The organism is Phytohabitans rumicis (assembly GCF_011764445.1).
Lineage (GTDB): Bacteria > Actinomycetota > Actinomycetes > Mycobacteriales > Micromonosporaceae > Phytohabitans > Phytohabitans rumicis.
In genome coordinates this window covers 6,599,604-6,618,587 of the sequence record NZ_BLPG01000001.1, presented here as the reverse complement: position 1 = coordinate 6,618,587, position 18,984 = coordinate 6,599,604, and the positions used below count along the sequence as shown (strand labels likewise).

At 71.9% G+C, this 18,984-nt stretch carries 14 protein-coding genes and 1 pseudogene; 5 read left to right on the top strand and 10 right to left on the bottom strand.

Features of this window, described 5'->3' with window-relative positions; genetic code table 11:
* Positions 1 to 6 precede the first annotated feature (6 nt).
* The 3 genes from Prum_RS30155 to Prum_RS30145 form a co-directional block, all read right to left on the bottom strand.
* The gene (locus Prum_RS30155) at positions 7 to 720 is read right to left on the bottom strand and encodes a hypothetical protein (RefSeq protein WP_173079552.1); all 714 of its coding nucleotides are present in this window, start codon (positions 718 to 720) and stop codon (positions 7 to 9) included.
* Between the two features lie 82 nt (positions 721 to 802).
* Entirely contained in the window at positions 803 to 1,162 is a 360-nt protein-coding gene (locus tag Prum_RS30150; RefSeq protein ID WP_218577396.1) for a Rossmann-fold NAD(P)-binding domain-containing protein, read from the bottom strand.
* A complete protein-coding gene (locus Prum_RS30145; RefSeq protein ID WP_173079550.1) occupies positions 1,123 to 2,226 on the bottom strand; it encodes a type I 3-dehydroquinate dehydratase in 1,104 nt (367 codons plus the stop codon). Before Prum_RS30145 ends, Prum_RS30150 begins: the two co-directional genes overlap by 40 nt.
* A gap of 68 nt (positions 2,227 to 2,294) precedes the next feature.
* Between Prum_RS30145 and Prum_RS30140 the strand changes: the two genes are divergently transcribed.
* Positions 2,295 to 2,990, top strand: a complete 696-nt coding sequence (locus tag Prum_RS30140) for a nitroreductase (protein ID WP_173079549.1) — start codon at positions 2,295 to 2,297, stop codon at positions 2,988 to 2,990.
* On the opposite strand, the gene Prum_RS30135 is transcribed toward Prum_RS30140, so the two are convergent.
* Positions 2,969 to 4,471, bottom strand: coding sequence for an arsenate reductase/protein-tyrosine-phosphatase family protein (locus Prum_RS30135; protein ID WP_173079548.1), 1,503 nt, complete (start codon positions 4,469 to 4,471; stop codon positions 2,969 to 2,971). The genes Prum_RS30140 and Prum_RS30135 overlap by 22 nt on opposite strands.
* 334 nt (positions 4,472 to 4,805) lie before the next feature.
* Here Prum_RS30135 and Prum_RS30130 point away from each other — a divergent pair, with 334 nt between their 5' ends.
* Entirely contained in the window at positions 4,806 to 5,480 is a 675-nt protein-coding gene (locus Prum_RS30130) for a class I SAM-dependent methyltransferase (protein WP_173079547.1), read from the top strand.
* A gap of 48 nt (positions 5,481 to 5,528) precedes the next feature.
* On the opposite strand, the gene Prum_RS30125 is transcribed toward Prum_RS30130, so the two are convergent.
* Positions 5,529 to 6,641 carry a LuxR C-terminal-related transcriptional regulator gene (locus Prum_RS30125; protein ID WP_173079546.1) on the bottom strand — a complete coding sequence of 371 codons (1,113 nt, stop codon included), beginning with the start codon at positions 6,639 to 6,641 and terminating at the stop codon, positions 5,529 to 5,531.
* Between the two features lie 295 nt (positions 6,642 to 6,936).
* Positions 6,937 to 10,575: a S8 family serine peptidase gene (locus tag Prum_RS30120; RefSeq protein WP_173079545.1), complete on the bottom strand. Its 3,639-nt coding sequence runs from the start codon at positions 10,573 to 10,575 to the stop codon at positions 6,937 to 6,939.
* A gap of 165 nt (positions 10,576 to 10,740) precedes the next feature.
* Between Prum_RS30120 and Prum_RS30115 the strand changes: the two genes are divergently transcribed.
* The 3 genes from Prum_RS30115 to Prum_RS30105 all read left to right on the top strand — a co-directional run bounded on the left by Prum_RS30115 (position 10,741) and on the right by Prum_RS30105 (position 15,166).
* Positions 10,741 to 11,718: a TrmB family transcriptional regulator gene (locus Prum_RS30115; protein ID WP_218577395.1), complete on the top strand. Its 978-nt coding sequence runs from the start codon at positions 10,741 to 10,743 to the stop codon at positions 11,716 to 11,718.
* A 22-nt stretch (positions 11,719 to 11,740) separates the two neighbouring features.
* On the top strand, positions 11,741 to 14,224 hold the full coding sequence (locus Prum_RS30110) for a DEAD/DEAH box helicase (RefSeq protein ID WP_173079544.1): 2,484 nt from the start codon (positions 11,741 to 11,743) through the stop codon (positions 14,222 to 14,224).
* Positions 14,225 to 14,365: 141 nt separating this feature from the next.
* Positions 14,366 to 15,166, top strand: coding sequence for a SigB/SigF/SigG family RNA polymerase sigma factor (locus tag Prum_RS30105; RefSeq protein ID WP_173079543.1), 801 nt, complete (start codon positions 14,366 to 14,368; stop codon positions 15,164 to 15,166).
* An 11-nt stretch (positions 15,167 to 15,177) separates the two neighbouring features.
* Here the strand turns inward: Prum_RS30105 and Prum_RS30100 are convergent, their stop codons facing one another.
* From Prum_RS30100 to Prum_RS30085, 4 genes and pseudogenes are all read right to left on the bottom strand, one after another.
* Entirely contained in the window at positions 15,178 to 15,930 is a 753-nt protein-coding gene (locus Prum_RS30100) for a DUF559 domain-containing protein (RefSeq protein WP_246278184.1), read from the bottom strand.
* Positions 15,931 to 16,181: 251 nt separating this feature from the next.
* A complete protein-coding gene (locus Prum_RS30095) occupies positions 16,182 to 17,123 on the bottom strand; it encodes a DUF5005 domain-containing protein (RefSeq protein WP_246278183.1) in 942 nt (313 codons plus the stop codon).
* A 274-nt stretch (positions 17,124 to 17,397) separates the two neighbouring features.
* Positions 17,398 to 17,988, bottom strand: a pseudogene (locus Prum_RS30090) (SDR family NAD(P)-dependent oxidoreductase); the annotation flags it as partial.
* Positions 17,989 to 18,047: 59 nt separating this feature from the next.
* A complete protein-coding gene (locus Prum_RS30085; RefSeq protein ID WP_218577394.1) occupies positions 18,048 to 18,980 on the bottom strand; it encodes a DUF4432 family protein in 933 nt (310 codons plus the stop codon).
* Between the last annotated feature and the right edge of the window lie 4 nt (positions 18,981 to 18,984).

The window sequence follows — 18,984 nt, the reverse complement described above, 5'->3', positions numbered from 1 at the left end:
AAGCCCTCAACTCGGGTAGAAGTGTTCGCGGACGTAGAAGGGATACCGGCCGCTGCCGTCCCCGAAAACGCTCGCGGTCTCGATGGTGAGCAGCCGCCGGTCGAGGTACCCGACCATGTCCACCCGGCCGACGGACAGCTCGAAGAAGGCTGTGAACGCGACCGCCACGCTGGTGCGGACGTCATGGGCGTACGCGCTGCCGACCGTCTCGTGCCAGTCGTGCCGGCGGGGCGTCCACACACCGTGCGGGCGCACCACCAGATAGCCGGCGCGCTCGGTGATCCGTACCCGGGCCAGCCGGGTGGCGGCCGGATCGACGTTGCGCCACATCCCGACCAGTGCCGAGGGGTCGAGCTGCCACGGCCCCAGCGGCGCCGTGGTCCGGCCCGTGGCCCGAGGGCCTCCGGTCGCCGTGTCCGCCGGCATCTCCAGGTCGCGGTGGAAGAACTCCCGCGCCCAGTAGGGCGGCGGCCAGCCCGCCCCGTTGAACGCGTGGTACGAGGTCAGCGCCAGCAACCCGCCCTTCGTGTACCCGAAGAGCTTCATGCTGCGCTGCCCGGTGTCATGGACCGCGGTGAACGCCCAAGCGGCGGCGGACGTCGGCGCCGTCGCGTAGCCGTCCGCCGCGATCTCGCCCCAGTCGTACGGCCGGGGCCGGCCCGCGCCGAAGACCCGCAGCCGCAAGGCCCCGTCGCGCTCGGTCAGCACCAGGCGCCGCACGCCCCGGAGCCGTCCGTGTTGCGCCAGGAGCCGAGCAGCGCCGCGTGGTCCAGGCACCGGTCATGGACCGCTGATGTCCGCATCAGTTCACCCCCGGCATCGTCCGGCCGGTCATCAGCCGGAACTGCTGCTCCGACTCCTCCGCGAGCACCTGGTGGCCGTCGACGGTGCGCAGGCCGCGCCGCCGGGCCGCCGTGACGAGCGCGCTCGGCCCGTCCGCCGGGCACACCATGTCCAGCACGGCGGCCCCGTCGTCGAGGTCGTCGAGGGCGAACGGCAGGCCCTTGTGGACGGTGGTGGCATGCACGACCAGCGCCGGGCCGGCGGGCCGGAAGCCGTCCAGCGGCGCGAACGGCAGGCCGAGCAGCTCGGCCGCCAGCCGGCCCCGGGTCTCGGTGCGGTTCACCATCGTGACGTCGGCGCCGGCGTCCCGGAGCGCCACGGCGGCGGCCCGGCCGGCACCGCCGCAGCCGACCACCGCGGCGGGGCGGTGCGCCAGCGGGATGTCAGCCCGCCGGAGCACCGCCGCGACGGCGGACGTGTCCGTCGTCTCCGCCCGCCACCGCCCCGGCGCCGGACCAGGGCGTTGGCGGCGCCGGCCGCCCGCGCCGCCGGGCTGGCCACCTCCGCGACGTGCAGTGCCGCCTCCTTCAAGGGCCCGCTGACGCACAGGCCACGTACCGGCAGGCCCAGGTCGCGGAGCCCCGCCGGTACGCCCGGCCAGAACCCGCTGAGGAACTCGCCGAGCCCCGGCAGGTAGAACGGGAGCAGCAGTCCAGGCACACCGCGCTCGGCGTACGCGCGGTTGTGCTGGCGCATCAGGTTGGAGGTCCGCGCCACCGGGCCGACCAGGCCGTACAGCTCCCGTAGCGGGGACAGCAGCGGAAACGGGTAGTCGCCACAGAGTCGCGCGACGTCCGGGGCATCGTCGTCCACTGTGGTCAGCTGGCCGGTGACCGCCGGGGCGCCCAACCACGGCGCGAGTAGCCGGCTCCACGTACCCGCTGAGCCGGCGCCGTATGCGGTGACGTCGCGGCGGCGCAGTGCGCCGAGCAACCGGAGCGGCACGAGCGCGCCCTCGGCGGACGTCACCGCCGACGCCAGCAGGTAACTCGCGGCCGGCACCGCCGCCATCGCCGCGAACGTCGCCCGCAGCCCGGCGAGCGGCAGCGCGCCGCCGTGCCAGCAGATCCGCCGGCGTGACGCCGGCACCGCGGCCAGCAGGTCCGGATCGAGGTCGTGGTCGGCCTCGAGGTCGACCACGTCGTATCCGGCGGCGACGGCGGCGGCCAGCCGGGCCCGGCGCACCTCCGGCGGGTCGGCGGCGCGCCCCCCGTACGCGCGGCTGCGCAGCGTGTAGATCAGCCCGCGGACGCCACCGCGGCGCAGCGGCCCAGGTGCGAGGTCGCCGGTCAGGTCCGCGCGTACCTGTAGGTGGGTGACGCCGGCGGGCACTGTGGACAGATCGGCTGGCCACGCCGCCAGGGTCGCGATCACGTCGGTCATGCCGGCACCACCCCGGGGGTTATCAGCCACTGGACAGCCGGCCGCCGTGCCCGAAGACTTGGCAGGCTGTGGACCGTATCTGGACGCAGTTCGCCGCGATCGCGACCGCACGCCACTGCAAGCGCGCCTTCCTCGACCGGCCGGTGCCGCGCGAGGTGCTGGAACAGGTGCTTGCGGTCGCCGGGCACGCGCCCTCGACCCGCAACGCGCAGCCGTGGCGGGTGGCGGTGGTGACCGGCGCGGCGCGGGATGCCCTGGCTTGCCGGCTGCGGGCCGAGTTCGACCGGGGCGCGCCGCCGCGGCCGGACTATCGCAACCGGCCGGACACCATCGACGCGGTGACCGGGGAACGGGCCCGGATCGCCGGCACCGGCCTGCTGCGGGCGCTGGGCATCGCTCGCGACGACGAGGCGGGCCGCCGCGAGCACCTGCGGGCCAACCTCGACTTCCACGGCGCGCCCGCGGCGCTCATCTTCCACCTGCCGGCCGACGCGGCGGCCGGCACGTTTCTGGAGCTGGGCTTCTTCCTGCAGAACACCATGCTCGGCCTGGTGGCCTGCGGCCTGGGCAGCTGTCCACAGTATAGTGTCGCCGGCTATCCGGACGTGCTGCGCGGGGCGTTGGGCCTCGGCGACCGGTTGGTGGCCTGCGGGCTGGCGGTCGGCTACCCGGACCCGACCGCCAGCGTCAACGGATTCGCGCCGGAGCGTGCGGTGCTGGCGGAGTACGTCGAATGGCACGATCAGCCACCGCCCTGCGGCTGAGCCTGGACGGCGCCGACCCCGACGAGGTGCTCCCGCAGCCGGGTCCGCACGTGCCCACGGATCAGGCGCGCGGTCCGCTGGTAGGCGACGGGCGGATCGGGCGACGCCGCCGGATCGGGAATGTCCTGCCCGGGGTCCAGGCAGTACGTCCGCCCGCTGGCCTCCGGGGCGAGCTGTTCGACGGCCGACCGCTGCGCCTGCGTCATGCAGTAGACGGCGTCGCTGTCCCGACACATCTCCCAGGTGAGCTGCCGGGCCCGGTGCCGATGGGCGGGCACGCCGAGCTCGCGCAGCGCGTCGACGGCCGGCTCGGCCATGGGCGCGCCGGCTGATCGGGCGGACAGGCCGGCGCTGCGCGCCACCAGCGTGCTGGCCGCCTCGGCCCGGACGATCGCCTCCGCCATCGCCGAACGGCCGGTGTTGCCGCCGCAGACGAACAGGATCCGGCGCGGGCTCACCACCACCGCCGGCCGGCGGACGGCCGCGCGCAACGCGGGATAGCTCAGCGCGAGTATGGCCAGGCCGATGAATGCGGTAGCCAGCAACTGCCCCGCACCCGGCGTGGCGATGCCGGTCAGCCAGGCCAGCCCGTACGACGCCACGAGGCCGGACAGCAGGCTGGCGCACCGGTTCGCGGGTACGCACCATGTGTACTCGCGCGGATCCAGGTAGATCAGCGTGCCGTAGATGAACAGCGCCTCGTAGAGCAGGCCGACCGCGAACGCCCCCAGCACCGCCGGGGTGAGCAGGAACGACGTGAACCCCTCACGCAGCGCGCCGAGGAACGGTCCGATGCCGATGAGTGCGAGGACCGCGCAGAGGCCGACCTGCCAGACCGCGGCGGACATCTGCTCCTCCACCAGATAGCGCCGGTCCACCTCGATATCGCCGGTCTTCGCGACCCGACTCATGGTCTCGAACCGTCCGATGTAGCCGGTCAGGTAGATGGCCAGGCTCAGGACCGCCGCGACCGTCAGGTGGTAGCTGTTGACGTCGGCCAGCGCCGTGACGACGGCCAGCAGGCTCAGCCCAAGGGCGGCCCACGAGTAGACGCGGACCCGGCGCCGGCGCAGCGCGTCGACGATCGGCGAGAGGACGAGCACGCCGCCACGCATCATCAGCAGCATGAAGAGGATCGACACCCCGGCGAACGTGTAGTTCAGCGTGGTGGTGGCGATGATAAGGGCCATGAAGAAGCCGGCCGTCACCGTCGTACGGCCGGGCCAGGGCAGGGATCTGCCGCGGACCGTCCGGCGACCGGCGTACCGCCACCAGCCGGACACGCTCAGGAAGGCCAGCGACCCGACGAGCGTGCCGAGCGCCGCCGCGGGCAGCAGCACGAGGCCGCCGACCCGGTCGTCCATCCCGGGCAGCAGCCCGCTGGACAGCGCCTTCGTGAGCCCGGCGTAGGGCGTGTACCAGAGGAAATAGCCGAGAGCGAGCCCCAGCATGCCGGAGCCGATCTGAGCTTTGCGGGTCATGAACACAACCGTTGCCTCCCCAGGAACGAATAGCGAACAACAATTGCCGCCTGCCGCACTCGACCGGCCTATCATGGGCCCCAATCGGCCGCAACTTGAGCGGCAAAAAAAATCGCTCAGCGCCACACACATGTACTCCTTCCCCACCCCCGGGAGGTTTCGTACTAGGCGGTTCCCCGGGGGATTGGCAGGTGCGGAGAGCCGAATTACGCTTCGCCTCCTGCCGCATAACCCCTGACCATCCGCGCTGCTCCGCACCTGGAGGTGACCGGGGCAGTCTCGTTTGCAGACGTCTTAGTTTCAGTAAAGAAATCCTGGGGAAAGGCGCGAAAAAATGACCAGCATCGCACAGTTGCGTACGTTTTACCTATGCGACAATGAGCTGAGCCTGTTCGACATCTGGGAGGGCGGCGCAGCCAATGGCGACTCCGTAACCCCATCGACGTACAGCACACCTTACCGGCAATGGATGATTGAATTCCTGCGCGGAGTCCTGGAGCAGGCCGAAACACCGCGGCTGATCAGCGTCGGCTGCGGCAATGCCGCGGTGGAATCGGAGATCGCCCGCGCCGGGTACGACGTGCTCGCGGTGGACGTCCTGGACCGGGCGGTGGAGATCGCGCGGCGCAAGGGGCTACGCGCCGAGCTCGCCGACATCCGCACCTGGGCGCCACGGCCGGGCGAGTGGGGCGTCGTGTACGCCGACGGCCTGCTGGGCCACATCTACCACCCGGACGAGGGTCTCGTGCCGATCCTGAAACACATCCACGATTGGCTCTCTCGGGACGGCATCTTGGTGATCTCCAACGACAGCACCCGCGAGGGGCGGGACACGCAGCCGGCGCCGGGCGTGCCGGTGCACTGGCTCTCCGCCGGCTATCTGCTGGAGCAGTGCCGGGAGGCCGGCTTCGACGACGTGGCGTTTACGACGTACACCTACACCCGTCCGCTGTCCGGCCCCCGCGACCGTGTCGTGGTGACCGCGCGCGTTTGCTCCCGAATCCACTAAGGACGGTGGCTCGGTCCGGGTCGCGGTGAGCGCCGCGACCCGGACCGCTCAGATCGGCCGCGGCACCACGTCCGCGCGGGCGTCGTTCGGCTGCAGCAGGCCCAGGGCGTACGCCTTGGCCAGTGCCGCGGCGCGGTTGTGCACGCCGAGCTTGCGGAAGAGGTGGCCCTGCGCGTTCTCCACCGTCTTCATCGCGATGCCCAGCGTCCGCGCCGTCTGCCGCACCGTGTGGTTGTGGCCGATCGACCGCAGGATGTCGTGCTCGCGGGCGGTAAGGCTCGGCCCCACCGACGGCAGCTCCGCGGACCTGGCCCACATCGCGTCGGTGAAGTGCCCGGTGGCGGACGGGTCCATCACCATGTAACCGGCGGCGGCCAGGTTGAGCACGGGTACGAGCTGCCGCTCGACGTGCTCGGCGTGGACGACCGCGAGGACCCCGTGGGTCAACGCCTGCTCCATGCCGCGCTGGTCGACGACGCCGTCGTGCACCATGATGGCCGCCCAGCCCAGCGTCGCGCCGATCCACCACTGGTCGGTGGTCGGGTTGACAAGCACGCGGACCACCGGCCCGCGGTGCGAGCGCAGCCAGTGCACCTGAGCGACCGCCTGCGGGCAGTGTTCGCGCACGACCGCGAGCCGGTGCGCGATCAGCGTGGTAACGACGCGGTCGAGTACGGGGCCGGGATGGCCCACGGCCACCGCGAGCACCGATCGCCCGGCCGGCTCGGCCGTCTCCTCGCTCGGGCGGGCCACGCGGGCCGGTGGGGAGCTGTCGATGATGCCCAGCGAGGCGGCGCGCGCCACGGCGTGCGCGGCGCTGGTCGCGCTCAGCTTCGCGTACACGCGACGCTTGTGGTTTTCCACCGTGCCGGGGCTGATGTCGAGCATCTCGGCGATCTCGCTGACGTGGTGTCCGGACGCGACGAGCAGGAGGATCTCCCGCTGGCGGGTGGTGAGCCCGCGGCCGTTCACGTTGGGCTGCACGCCGGTCGCGAGCGCCCGGAGCACCGACAGCAGGCCGCCGAGGCCGTGCGCGTACGGCACCACCGCCGCGACGCCCGACTCGCGGACCGCCGTGAACTCCTCGGTGGAAAGCCGCTCGTAGACGAGGACGAGCCGCATGAGCGCGAACCGGTCACGGAGTTGCCGGAGGGTCGGCACCGCTTCGCCTGGGCGGTGCCCCCCATCGATCAATGCGATGTCCGGACGCTGCAGCTCCGCCAACGGGACCAGGTTGTGCCCGTCGGCTACCCGCCCAACCAGCGTAAAGTCGGGCAGGCTGCCAAGATAGGCGGCCAGCGCCTCTCGACGGAGCTGGTCAGCGGAGCATACGGCTATCCGGCTCGCGCCTGGTGCGCTTCCGCTGCCCATGGGGCGCCCCCTAAAAGGAGCACGAGCACAATAACCATTAATAGATATGGATTTATTGGGGGCAGCATACTCGCTGTGCCGCGACTTAGCTACGCCTCACTTTCCAGGCCCGGATGATCGTCTGCTCGATCTCGTTCCCCGCCGCGTCGGCGGCGGTGACGCGCAGCGTGGCGAACCGCGCACCGGCCGGCGCCGCGGGCAGCATCGCGGTAATCGCCCGACCACGCGACGTGGGGATCGCTTGCCAGTGCGCTCCGTCGTCGTAGGACACCCGGACCGCGAGCACGATCGGGCCGCGGCCACGCGCACCCGGCTGATAGCCCGGCCGCAGCACCAGCGGATACGGCCGGTCGGCACGGACCACATTGGACACGTCGGTTGCGATGTCGTATCCAATCTGGAGCAGCGGAAGCACCTCCGGCCCGCCCTTTGCCGGCCGCCCGGACCGGAACGTCCAGGTCGTCGACGTCGCGGTCGAGGTCGTCCACCACACCCGTTCGTCGAACCTGTCCCGCACGACGTCCAGGGTCAGCCGGTACCGGGCGTCCCGCGCGGGCACGGTGAACTGGGCACTGGACGCCGCGCTCTCCCCCACGACCGTGTCGCCGCGGCGCAGCGTGAGCCGCGTCCGGTCCGAGACGCGGTCGGCCCACCCGTACGCGCCGGCCAGCCCGTCCGCGTACGCCGGGACCGCCACCCGGATCGCGTCCCGGGCCCGGTTGACCGGTACGCCGTACGCGTAGTCGACCAGCGCCTGCGGCATGGCCGGCCGGGTCAGCGCGGGAAACCACACCTCGTGCACCCGCTCGCCTTGCCGGTATCCGCGCAGCGGCCCGAACATCGTCCCCTGCGGCCGGCCGAGCTGGTACGCCTCGGCGCTGGCCTGGTGCCGCCACGTCACGCCTTGCGCGCTGACGTAGTCGGTGCGCCGCAACGCCTGGGTCACCGGGCGGGTGAACGCGAGCGCGACGTCGATGCCGGCGGTGAACCCGGCCCGCGACGACAACGCGCGCATCTGCGTGCCGTGCCCGTGAAACTCGGTGTCCACGGTGGCCAGTTTCAGTTCCCGTCCGGTGTAGTGCAGGTCGGCCGGCACCCGTCCGGGCTCGGGCAGCAGCAGGTCGTAGCGGTACGGGCTGACCGGCGTGCCAGTCAGGGCGAGTCGCATGCCGGTGCGCAGCCGCTGCGCGTCGGCATGGTCCAGCGCGTACACCGGGACCGCGCTGCCGTACCCGTTCGCGTAGAAGTAGCCGGGCTGCGCCGCGGTCAGGAACACCACCCGGGCACCGGCCGCGCTGGCCGCCCGCAGCCGCGCCTCCGTCCCCTCGTCGGTGTCGGCCGCCCGGATCAGCACCGCCGCACCGCGCGCGGCACCCAACTCGCCCGTCGTCCCGTCGCCGCCGTCGACCAGCCGGAGCGCGGCCGGGCCGTCCAGCAACGGCGAGTTCGGCAACGGCCGCGGATCGACCAGCCGGAACCCGCCCGCGCCGGTCACCTCGGCGGTGAGTTCGGGCGCCGCCAGCTCCCACCGGCTGGCGAACGTGAAGGAGCCGACCGACACCGGCCGGGTCGGCGTGGCGTACAGCCGCTGGGCGTAGTCCGGGTTGGGCGAGTAGCCGAGCACGACCGATCGGGTCGCGGTCGCGCGCTGCCAGGCCAAGCCGACCCGGGTCACCGCGGTCCGGTGCGCGGTGTCCACGCGCAGCTCGGTGCCGGCCCGAGCGTCGTACCGCAGGGTGCGGTCGCCGGTGAGCACCAGTTCCGGCTCGGCGATCATCGTCATGTCGCGCGGGAACCCGGCCGCGTCCAGGCTGTGCACGTACGTGGCCATCGCGTACCGCCCGGCGGGCAGCTCTATGGTGGCCGCGCCGTCGACGAAGTGCCCGTACGCCATCTGTCCACTGTCGAGGTTCCACAGCTCGACAACGTTGGGGTAGCCGAGCGCCGGCTTGCCGTCACGGTCCACCGCGGCGACGGTCAGCGTCCGGATGGGCGGGGTGACCATCGCGCCGATCGGGATGCGTAGCTCTTGGCCGCCACCGCGCGCGGTCAGCAGCCCGGCGTACGGGTTCGGCGCGGTGGACGAGGCGTCCAGCCGTACCGTGGCCGTCGCCTGGCCCCGGGCCGGGACGGTCAGCCGGGCCGGCGACACGCTCAGCGCGGCCGGCTTTCCGGTCGCGCCCGCGTCGGTGGCGCCCGCCGACAGCGCCAGCGTGACGGGGCGGTCGCCGGTGTTGCGATAGACGACCGGTGCGATACGTGTGCCGGAACCCGCAGCCACCGCGCTGAAGGACACTGTCGCCGCGTCGGCGCGGACCCGCTGGCCGAGGGCGGCCGGCACGTCGACCCGGCCGGCGCCCTGCGCCCACACCGGGATGTCCTGCCCTGGGCGTGCGCTCGTGACCAGCGCCGCCTTGAGCTGGTCCGCCCGCCAGTGCGGGTGCCGCTGGGCGAGGAGGGCCGCGGCGCCCGCCACGTGCGGCGCCGCCATCGAGGTGCCGGACATCGACGTGTGCCCGGCGTCGACGACCTCGCCGAGCGTGGTGCCGGCGGCGCGGGCGGCCACGATGTCGACCCCCGGTGCGGTGATCTCCGGCTTGACGGCCGCGTCGCCGAGGCGCGGACCGCGGCTGGAGAAGCTCGCGAGGGCGTCCACCTTGGACACGGCGCCCACGGTCAGCGCCGAGGCCGCGGTGCCCGGGGTGCCGACCGTCTGCATGCCCGGCCCGGCGTTCCCGGCGCTCACCACGAAGAGCGCTCCTGAGCTGGCGGTCAGCGCGTCGACGGCGTCCGCGACCGGATCCGGGCCCTCGAACGCCTGCGCGCCGAGGCTGACGTTGACCACCCGGGCGCCCTGCGCGACCGCCCACTCCATCCCGGCGATCACCCAGGACAGGTCGCCCGACCCGCCGCTGCCCAGTACCTTCCCGACCAACAGGTCCGCGCCGGGTGCGACGCCCTTGCCGGCCCGGTCCCGGCCCGCGATGGTCGCCGCGACGTGGGTGCCGTGCCCGAACCCGTCGACCGCGTCGGCGTCCTCGGTGAAGTTGGCCGCGGCGGTCACCCGGCCGGCGAGCGCCGGATGCGCCGGGTCGTAGCCGCTGTCCAGCACGGCCACTTTGACGCCGCGGCCGTCGTACCCGGATCGCCATGCCTCGGGCGCGCCGATGTGCGGCACGCTGTCGGCCAGATCAGCGCGGACCTTGCGGTCCAGCCAGATCTTTCGTACGCCGGTGGACAGCGTCGCCGGGCCGGCGACGATCGACGCCCAGAACTCGTCCGCCCGCGCCTTGTCCTCCGTCACCGCGACGGCGCCGATGCTGGGCAGCTCGCGGCGCGGCGTCACGCCCGCCCGCGCGGCCCGCAGGGCCGTGCGGTCTCCGGTGATGAGCAGCGGCAGCGTGGTCCGTGCCGCGTCGTGAAAGCCCTCGGCGACCAGGTCGGTCACGTTGAAGAGCGCCGGGTCGATCCGACCGGACCGCAGGTAGGGCCGGGCCTCGTCCGGGATCACGTAGACGTCGCCGTCGCGCTCCTCGAACTGGAAGCCTTGGTGGGCACCATCCACTGTGACCACATGCTTGCCGTCGGCCAATGTGGACAGTTGCACGACGTGCCCGGTGACGAGCGTCAGGGTGTCCAGCTGGCCGCCGGCGGCCGAGGCCGAGGATGGCGCGAGTGCGCCAGAGGGGGGCTCGGCCCCGGCTGGTCCGGCGGCCGCCGTCACGGCGGCGAGAGAGGCGATCGCTGCAATTACAGAGCGTAATGACCTGACCACGACTTCCCCGTCATGTGGCGGCTCTAACAGCGAGCAGCGTCACACCTTGTCATCAAGGCGGTAAAGGATCTACGGTCAGCGCAGTCGCGCCATGTCGCAGATGCGTCAACGGGGGTGTCCACCGTGCTCCAGGCCGCCGGGCTCAGCGCCGCGGAGGAGACCACGTACCTCTCGCTGGTACGCCAGGGCGGCGCGCCGCTCCCCCAGCTCGCCGACCGCGTCGGCCTGACCGCGGCCGGCGTCCGCCGCGCGGTCGCCGGTTTGCAGCGCAAGGGACTGGTGCACCGCACGCCGCCACCGCACGAACGGGTCGTCCCGGTGCCGCCGGACCTGGCGGTGGAGCAGCTGGTCCGCCGGCGCATGGAGGAGCTCGAACGCACCCGGGAGGCCGCGCACCAGCTCGCCGACGAGGCGCAGCACCTGGTCGCCAACCGGCGTACCGAGGAGCTGATCGAGATCGTGTCCGGCCGGGCCGCCGTGGGACGGGCGTTCGACCGGATCCAGCGGACCGCCCGGCGGGAGATGCGGGTGCTGGTGGCCCCGCCGTACGCGAAGCCGACCGAGGTCAACCGCACCCAGCTCGACCGGGAGGCCGCCGGCGTCAGCTACCGGGCGGTGTACGACGCGGCCGCCCTCGCCGACCGCGACATGGCGGCCGCCGCCGCGACCCACCTGCGCGCCGGCGAGCAGGCCCGCCTCATCGACGTGCTGCCGACCAAGCTCGCCATCGCCGACCAGGAGCTGGCGCTGCTGCCGCTGGCGTACGCCACGGCGGCGCACGACGCGGCGCTGCTGGTGCATCCGTGCGGCCTCCTCGACGCGCTGATCGCGCTCTTCGAGACGGTCTGGACGCTCGCCACCCCGCTGTCGCTGGCGGACGCCGACACGCCGCGGGCCGACTCGGCCATCTCCGGCAGCGACCGCCAGCTCCTGTCGCTGCTCGTCGCGGGACTGACCGACGAGGCAGCCGCCGCCCGCCTGGGGGTAAGCCGGCGGACCGTCGTGCGCCGGGTGCAGCACCTCATGGAGTTGACCAACGCGCGGTCCCGACTTCAGCTCGGCTGGCAGGCGCGGGAGCGTGGCTGGTTGTAATACCTGGCACTATTGAGCGGTTATGACGCTCACCGACCTCCGCCCGGCCGACGCCGGCCCCGACGCGCTCTTCGACGCGTTCTCATCCTGGGCCGCGGATCAGGGGCTCACCCTCTATCCCCATCAGGAAGAGGCGCTTATCGAGATCGTGTCGGGCGCCAACGTGATCCTGAGCACACCGACCGGCTCCGGCAAGAGCCTCGTCGCGCTCGGCGCCCACTTCGCCGCCCTCGCGACCGGCCGCACCACCTTCTATACCGCACCCATCAAGGCGCTCGTCTCGGAAAAGTTCTTCGCCCTCTGCGAGGCGTTCGGCGCGGCCAACGTGGGCATGCTCACCGGCGACGCCAGCGTCAACGAGGACGCGCCCATCATCTGCTGCACCGCCGAGATCCTCGCCAACATCGCCCTGCGCGAGGGCGCCGAGGCGGACGTCGGCCTGGTCGTGATGGACGAGTTCCACTTCTACTCCGAGCCCGACCGGGGCTGGGCGTGGCAGGTGCCGTTGCTGGAGCTGCCGCAGGCGCAGTTCGTCCTCATGTCCGCGACGCTCGGCGACGTGTCGTTCTTCGAGAAGGACCTGACCCGGCGCACCGGCCGGCCCACCGCCGCGGTCCGCACGGCCGCACGGCCGGTCCCGCTCTTCTTCTCGTACGTCACGACGCCGTTGCACGAGACCATCGAGGAGCTGCTGAGCACCCACCAGGCGCCTGTCTACATTGTCCACTTCACCCAGGCGGCCGCGCTCGAGCGGGCGCAGGCGCTGATGAGCGTCAACCTCAGCACCCGGGCGGAGAAGGACGCCATCGCCGCCGCCATCGGTGACTTCCGGTTCACCGCCGGCTTCGGGCGTACGCTGTCGCGGCTCGTGCGGCACGGCATCGGCGTGCACCACGCCGGCATGCTGCCGAAGTACCGCCGGCTCGTGGAGACCCTCGCCCAGGCCGGCCTGCTGAAGGTGATCTGCGGCACCGACACGCTCGGCGTGGGCATCAACGTTCCTATCCGGACGGTCCTGTTCACCGGGCTGAGCAAGTACGACGGGGTGCGCACCCGACTTCTCAAGGCCCGCGAGTTCCACCAGATCGCCGGCCGGGCCGGGCGGGCCGGGTACGACACCGTCGGCAACGTCGTCGTCCAGGCCCCCGAGCACGTCATCGACAACGAGAAGGCCCTCGCCAAGGCTGGCGACGACCCGAAGAAGCGCCGCAAGGTGGTGCGGAAGAAGCCACCCGAGGGCTCCATCGGCTGGGGCAGGCCGACGTTCGATCGGCTGGTGGAGGCCGAGCCCGAGCCGCTCACGTCGAGCTTCGCGGTGAGCCACTCCATGCTGCTCAACGTCATCGGCCGCCCCGGTGACGCGTTCGCCGCGATGCGCCACCTGCTCACCGAGAACCACGACGACCCCGCCACCCGGCGCAAGCACATCCGGCGGGCGATCGCCATCTACCGGGCCCTGCTGGCGGCGGGCGTCGTCTCCTCCACACCGGTCCCGCACCTGACCCTGGACCTACAGTTCGACTTCGCGCTCAACCAGCCGCTGTCGCCGTTCGCGCTCGCCGCCATCGACCTGCTCGACCGCGAGTCCCCCACGTACGCCCTCGACGTGCTCTCCGTCATCGAGTCCACCTTGGACAATCCGCGCCAGGTGCTGTCGGCGCAGCAGTTCAAGGCGCGCGGCGAGGCGGTGGCCGCGATGAAGGCCGAGGGCATCGAGTACGAGGCCCGCCTGGAGCTGCTCGACCAGGTGACCCACCCGAAGCCGCTCGCCGACCTGCTGGAGGTCGGCTTCGAGGCGTACCGCAAGGGGCACCCGTGGGTGGCCGACCACGAGCTGTCTCCCAAGTCGGTGGCGCGCGACATGTACGAGCGCGCGATGACGTTCACCGAATATGTCAGCTTCTACGGCCTGTCCCGCTCCGAAGGGCTGGTGCTGCGCTACCTCGCCGACGCGTACAAGGCGGTCCGGCAGACCGTGCCCGACGACGCCAAGACCGAGGAGCTCATCGACCTCATCGAGTGGCTCGGCGAACTGGTCCGCCAGGTCGACTCCAGCCTGCTCGACGAGTGGGAGCGGCTGCGCTCCGGTGCTTCCACCGCCGACGAGCGGGCCGCGATGGCCGATCAGCCGCCCGCGGTCACCCGCAACGTCCGCGCCTTCCGGGTGCTCGTCCGCAACGCGCTCTTCCGCCGCGTCGAGCTTGCCGCCCTGCGCCGGTACGACGAGTTGGGCACCCTCGACGCCGAGTCCGGCTGGGACGCCGACGCCTGGGCCGACGCCCTGGAGCCGTACTACGACGAGCACGACGAGATCGGCACCGGCCCGAACGCGCGCGGCCCCGCCCTCCTGATGATCGATCAGGGCCCGGACCGCTGGCGCGTGCGCCAGATCCTCGACGACCCCGCCGGCCACCACGACTGGGCGATCACCGCCGAGGTGGACCTGGCCGCCTCCGACGAGTTGGGCGCCGCCGCGGTCAGGATCATCTCGGTCGGCGACGAGTAGCCCTTGTTGTTCTGTACTGGTTTCATCGACTTTGACCGTTAAGGCACTCATCCTTTCGGCTATCCCCTGCCGGCCGAATGGGCTACGGTGAGGTAAGTCGATATTGCCGAGGCGCTGGGACGCCACCAAGGGGAGACCACCGTGACCCACGCTCTCGTTACTTCGACCACCTCGGATGCCGGCACAGACGCGGCACGCGACGACGGCGCCGACCTACTGGCCGCCCTGGCGGCGCTGCCCGCCCGCCACCCGTCCCGGCCCGCGCTGCGCGAGCGGACGATCACCGCGTTCGCCCCCATGGCCCGGCACCTGGCACACCGCTATCACGGCCGCGGCGAACCCCTCGACGATCTGATCCAGACCGCGATGGTCGGGCTGATCAAGGCGGTCGACCGGTTCGACGCCCAGCGGGGCATCGAGTTCGCCGGGTTCGCCATCCCCACGATCATCGGCGAGCTCAAGCGCCACTTCCGGGATCGCACGTGGGACATCCGCGTGCCACGCCGGCTACAGGAGCTGCGGCTGGCCATCTCCGAGGCCAACAGCACCCTGTCCCATCGGCTGGGCCGCTCACCGACCGTCGCCGACATCGCCGGCCACCTGGGGCTCACCGAGGAGCAGATCCTGGAAGGGCTGGAGGCCGCCCGCGCCTACAACAGCACGTCGCTGTCCGCACCGCTATCCACGGACAGCGACACCGAACTCGGCGACACCATGGGCGGGCCGGACCCGGAGTTCGAGCTCGCGGAGCTGCGGATCGCGCTCGGACCGGCGCTGGCCAGCCTCGACGCGCGCGAGCAGAAGATCCTGCTCCTGCGCTTCTACGGCAACCTCACCCAGAGCCAGATCGCCGACCAGATCGGCGTCTCCCAGATGCACGTGTCCCGCCTGCTGACCAAGGCGCTAGCCAAGCTGCGCGGCCGCATGGCCGACGCCGCTTAGTTCGTCAACCTCTACTCGACTGGCACCCAGCCGGCGGTCATGAGGGCGCGCCGGAGCTGATCGGCCACCTCTTTGGGGCGGTGGCGGACCTGCCAGGCGGAGAAGCGCAGGATCCGGTCGCCGGCGATCCACACCTCGTTCTGCCGACTCATGTCCGCCTCCCAGTAGCGGACCTGCATGTGGTGCGCGCCGTCCACCTCCACGTGCAGCTTCCAGGCCCGCCAGTACGCGTCGAGGTACCGCGTCCGGCCGCTGGCGTCTTTGCGCGGCTCCTGCAGGTCCGGTGGCGGCAGGCGGTGCCGTCGGCAGAGCTTGACGAAGTCGATCTCCGATAGCGCGGTCGCGCCGCCGTGGGCGTACTGCGCAGTCTCGACCACGAGCGCGCGGCGCCGGGCCCGTGGCAGCTGCTGCACGACGGTGATGATCTCTTGAGGCGTGACGATGCGCTGCTGGCAGCCGGCCGCGATGATGGACCGCGCCTCGTTGTCGCCGCGTGCCCACCCGGCCGCGTCGACCAGCGAGCGGGGTGTGCTGGTCCGCATCGGCCGACCCACTTGTAGGTGTTCCTGCGGCAGCGAGCGCGTGCGGTGTACGCGCACGCCCGGCATGCCAGGCGGGAGGTGCCGCCGAGCCGACGCAGTGGTACGGCCCTCCGGCACGAGCAGATCGATGGGCTCGGCCCGAAAGCCGCGCAGGCCCGACTCGGCGGCCGCGGCGAGCCCGGCGAGCACCGCACCCCGCCCACCGAGAGCACCGCGACCCACAGCTGCTGCAGATGGTTCAGCTCACCCGGATGGCTGACCAGGACGCCCCGGCACCAACGCCGCCAGCGACCGCTGGCGATCAGGTGGCGCACCTTGCCCGCGCCCAGCAACCCGACAGCCTGCTTCGTGCTCAGCACACCGCCCTGCTCGAACAGCACCCAGTCCAACTCGCGCACTGGGCCAGTTCACCGGAGATGTTGACGACTTCCTGTCGTTGGGACGACACAAAGTCGTCAACATCTACGACACGGTCAAGCCAAGTTCACGTCGACGAAGCGGCCGCGGTAGATCGTGACGTCGTCGTACAGGTCCTGGCCGTTGAAACTGTTGACGTTGTACGACACGACGAGCTTGCGGTCGGTGCTCAGCTCCGGGTGCACGTGCGGGTTGTAGGTGAACACGTTTGGGTTGCCGTAGCTGCCCAGCAGCCCGGTCTCCGGCGTGTTGTAGAGCAAAGTCTTGCCGGTGAACGGTCCGGTCGGGCTGCCGCCCAGGTACCCGACGATTTTGGTGCTGAACAGCTCGGTGGTGTCCTGGGTGACCAGGAGCCACTGGCCGCGCCACGGCGTCACGCTGTACTCGTTGCTGACGCCCTCCAGCACGCGCGCCGAGTCGGCCTCGCTGGTGGACCACCCGGACCCGGTCCAGTACTGCCAGCGCCCGAGCGGGTTGCGCCCCGCCGCCCGGGCCACATGGAGGTACTTGCTCGCGCCGAGGTCCTCGACGCCGTAGATGTAGAGGTAGTTGCCGATCGGCTGGAGCCAGGAGGCCCAGGTCACCTCGATCGAGGACGGCAGCGGACGGATGTCGATGACGCGGTTCAGCCGGCCCACGGACATCCGGGCGAGGTGGTTGCCCATCCAGGCGAAGTCCCACGGTCCGTCGCCGGTCCGGCCGAACTCGACGACGGTCTGGTACAGCACGCCGCCAAGGGTGATCCCGGCGCCCACCCACCACCACCGGGTGGGGTCGTCGGGGGCGAGCAGCGTGGTCGGTTCGGCCGCCGTACCGCCGTGGATCGTGGTGAGCTTGCGTCCATTTTGGACGATCATCGAGTTGCGCAGGAAGGGAACGTCCATCGGGCGGCTGAGGTCGGGGTTGACCGGGCCGAGGAAGGTGTCGGAGTAGATCCAGAGCCGCTTTCCGCCGGGCAACGACGTGGAGTACGTGCTGTCGGCCCCGGTCCAGCCCACACCGGAGTTGCCGTACGTGTTGAAGAGGTTGTTCAGCCCGGCGTTGGGTGACGCCGACGGGGTGAGGACGGGGCGGGGCCAGCGGCAGCGGCCGGGCGGGCGGACAGCACGGTGAGTGCCGCGGCGCCCGCCGCACCGCCGAGGAGGGTGCGACGTTGCATGACTCTCCTATCCAGTGACTATGCAGGGGGAGCGATGCCGGGTTGACGGCGAGCAGGCCACCGTCCACCCGATATTCGGCGCCGGTGACGAACGACGCCCGGTCGCTGGCGAGGAACGCGACTACCTCGGCGACCTCTTCGGCCTGTGCCACCCGGCCAAGCGGGTGGCTGCGGCCCCATTGCGCGATGGTCTCTTCCACAGTGGAGCCGCCACGGAACAGGTCGGCGGCCCAGCGGAGCATGGGTGTGTCCACGGAGCCGGGGCAGACGGCGTTGACCCGGATCCGTTCGGCCGCGTGGTCCAGGGCCATCGACCGGACCAGCGCGTTGATCGCGGCCTTGCTCGCGGCGTACGCGGCGACGCCTTGCTGGGAGACGAACGCCTGCACCGAGGAGACGGCGACGATGGCGCCGCCGCCCCGCGCGCGCAGGTGCGGGACCGCTGCCCGGCAGGCGAGGAAGACGCCCTTGAGGTTGACGTCGAGGACCTCGTCCCACAGCGCCTCGGACGTCTCGACGACCGTGCCGTACCGCTGTATGCCGGCGCTCGTGACAAGCACGTCGATGCCGCCGAAGCGTTCGACGGCGGTGGCCATGAGCCGGTCCATGTCGGCCGCGACGGTTACATCGGCGTGGACCTCAGCGGAATCGTCAAGTCCACAGGAGACGACCGAGGCGCCAGCGTCGGCCAGCCGGGAGACCACCGCGGCACCGATGCCCTGCGACCCGCCGGTCACCACGGCGACCTTGCCCGCGAACTCCGTCACGGCAGCACCTCCACGGCCCACGTGAGCTCCTTCGACGAGGATGGCGGCAGGGACAGCGCGGTCCCGTTGGCGACCGCGTCCGGCAGGCCGTTGGTCGGGTAGCTGGAGAACGGTTCGAGGCCGGCGACGTACGCCTGGCCCCACCACGGGTAGTCCGTCGTGTCGCCGAACTCGTGCCACATCCACAGGTACGGCAGCACGGCCGCGTCCCACTCCACCCGTACGCCCGGACCGGCGTCCGGCCGGCGAAGCTCGTACCAGCCCTCGGTGAAGCCGGTCAGGTACAGCACGTCGCTGGGCGACCCCGGCGCCGGAACCACCGACAGGTCGACCGACCCGCCGTCGGGCGTGGGCACGACCGGCCACGGGTACGGCCCGCCCGCCGCGACCGCCCGCCGCGGCGGGTTGAGGGTCGTCTCGTGCGGGATCACCGTGATCCCCGGCGGGAGCGCGATGCGGGCGCCCGGTACGAGGAACGGCGCACCGTACGCGAAGTGCTGCCCCCACATGGCGTGCACCGCCACGGCTGACTCGTTGGTCAGCGTCTCGGCCGCTTCGAGGCGGGCGACGCCGGAGCGCAGGCGCAGCACCTTGGACACCCGGTACGGCATGCGCCGGGTACGCACGGTGAGGCGGACCGCGACCTCCGCGGGGTCATTCGCGACCACCGCACAGTCCCACGGAAGTCCGGCCGCCTCACCGTGCTGCGCCATCGCGGCACCCCGATAGGCCGCCGGCGCGCCTCCGTTGGGCAGCACCTCTTGCCAGCCGCCCGGGTAGGTGTCGAAGAAGTCGTCGGACGGTGGCACCGGCCAGCCACCGCGCGGCGAGAGCCACACGTAGTCCAGATCGCGCGGCTTGTGGTTGAACTCGACCACGTGACCGCCGTGCAGCAGCACGGTGATCCGCAGCAGCTCGTTCTCGAGCACTACG

Bases quoted from the DNA above. Each gene is read 5' to 3' on its own strand.
- Prum_RS30110 (WP_173079544.1), top strand. From the start codon at position 11,741: ATGACGCTCACCGACCTCCGCCCGGCCGACGCCGGCCCCGACGCGCTC.
- Prum_RS30135 (WP_173079548.1), bottom strand. From the start codon at position 4,471: ATGACCCGCAAAGCTCAGATCGGCTCCGGCATGCTGGGGCTCGCTCTC.
- Prum_RS30145 (WP_173079550.1), bottom strand. From the start codon at position 2,226: ATGACCGACGTGATCGCGACCCTGGCGGCGTGGCCAGCCGATCTGTCC.
- Prum_RS30130 (WP_173079547.1), top strand. From the start codon at position 4,806: ATGACCAGCATCGCACAGTTGCGTACGTTTTACCTATGCGACAATGAG.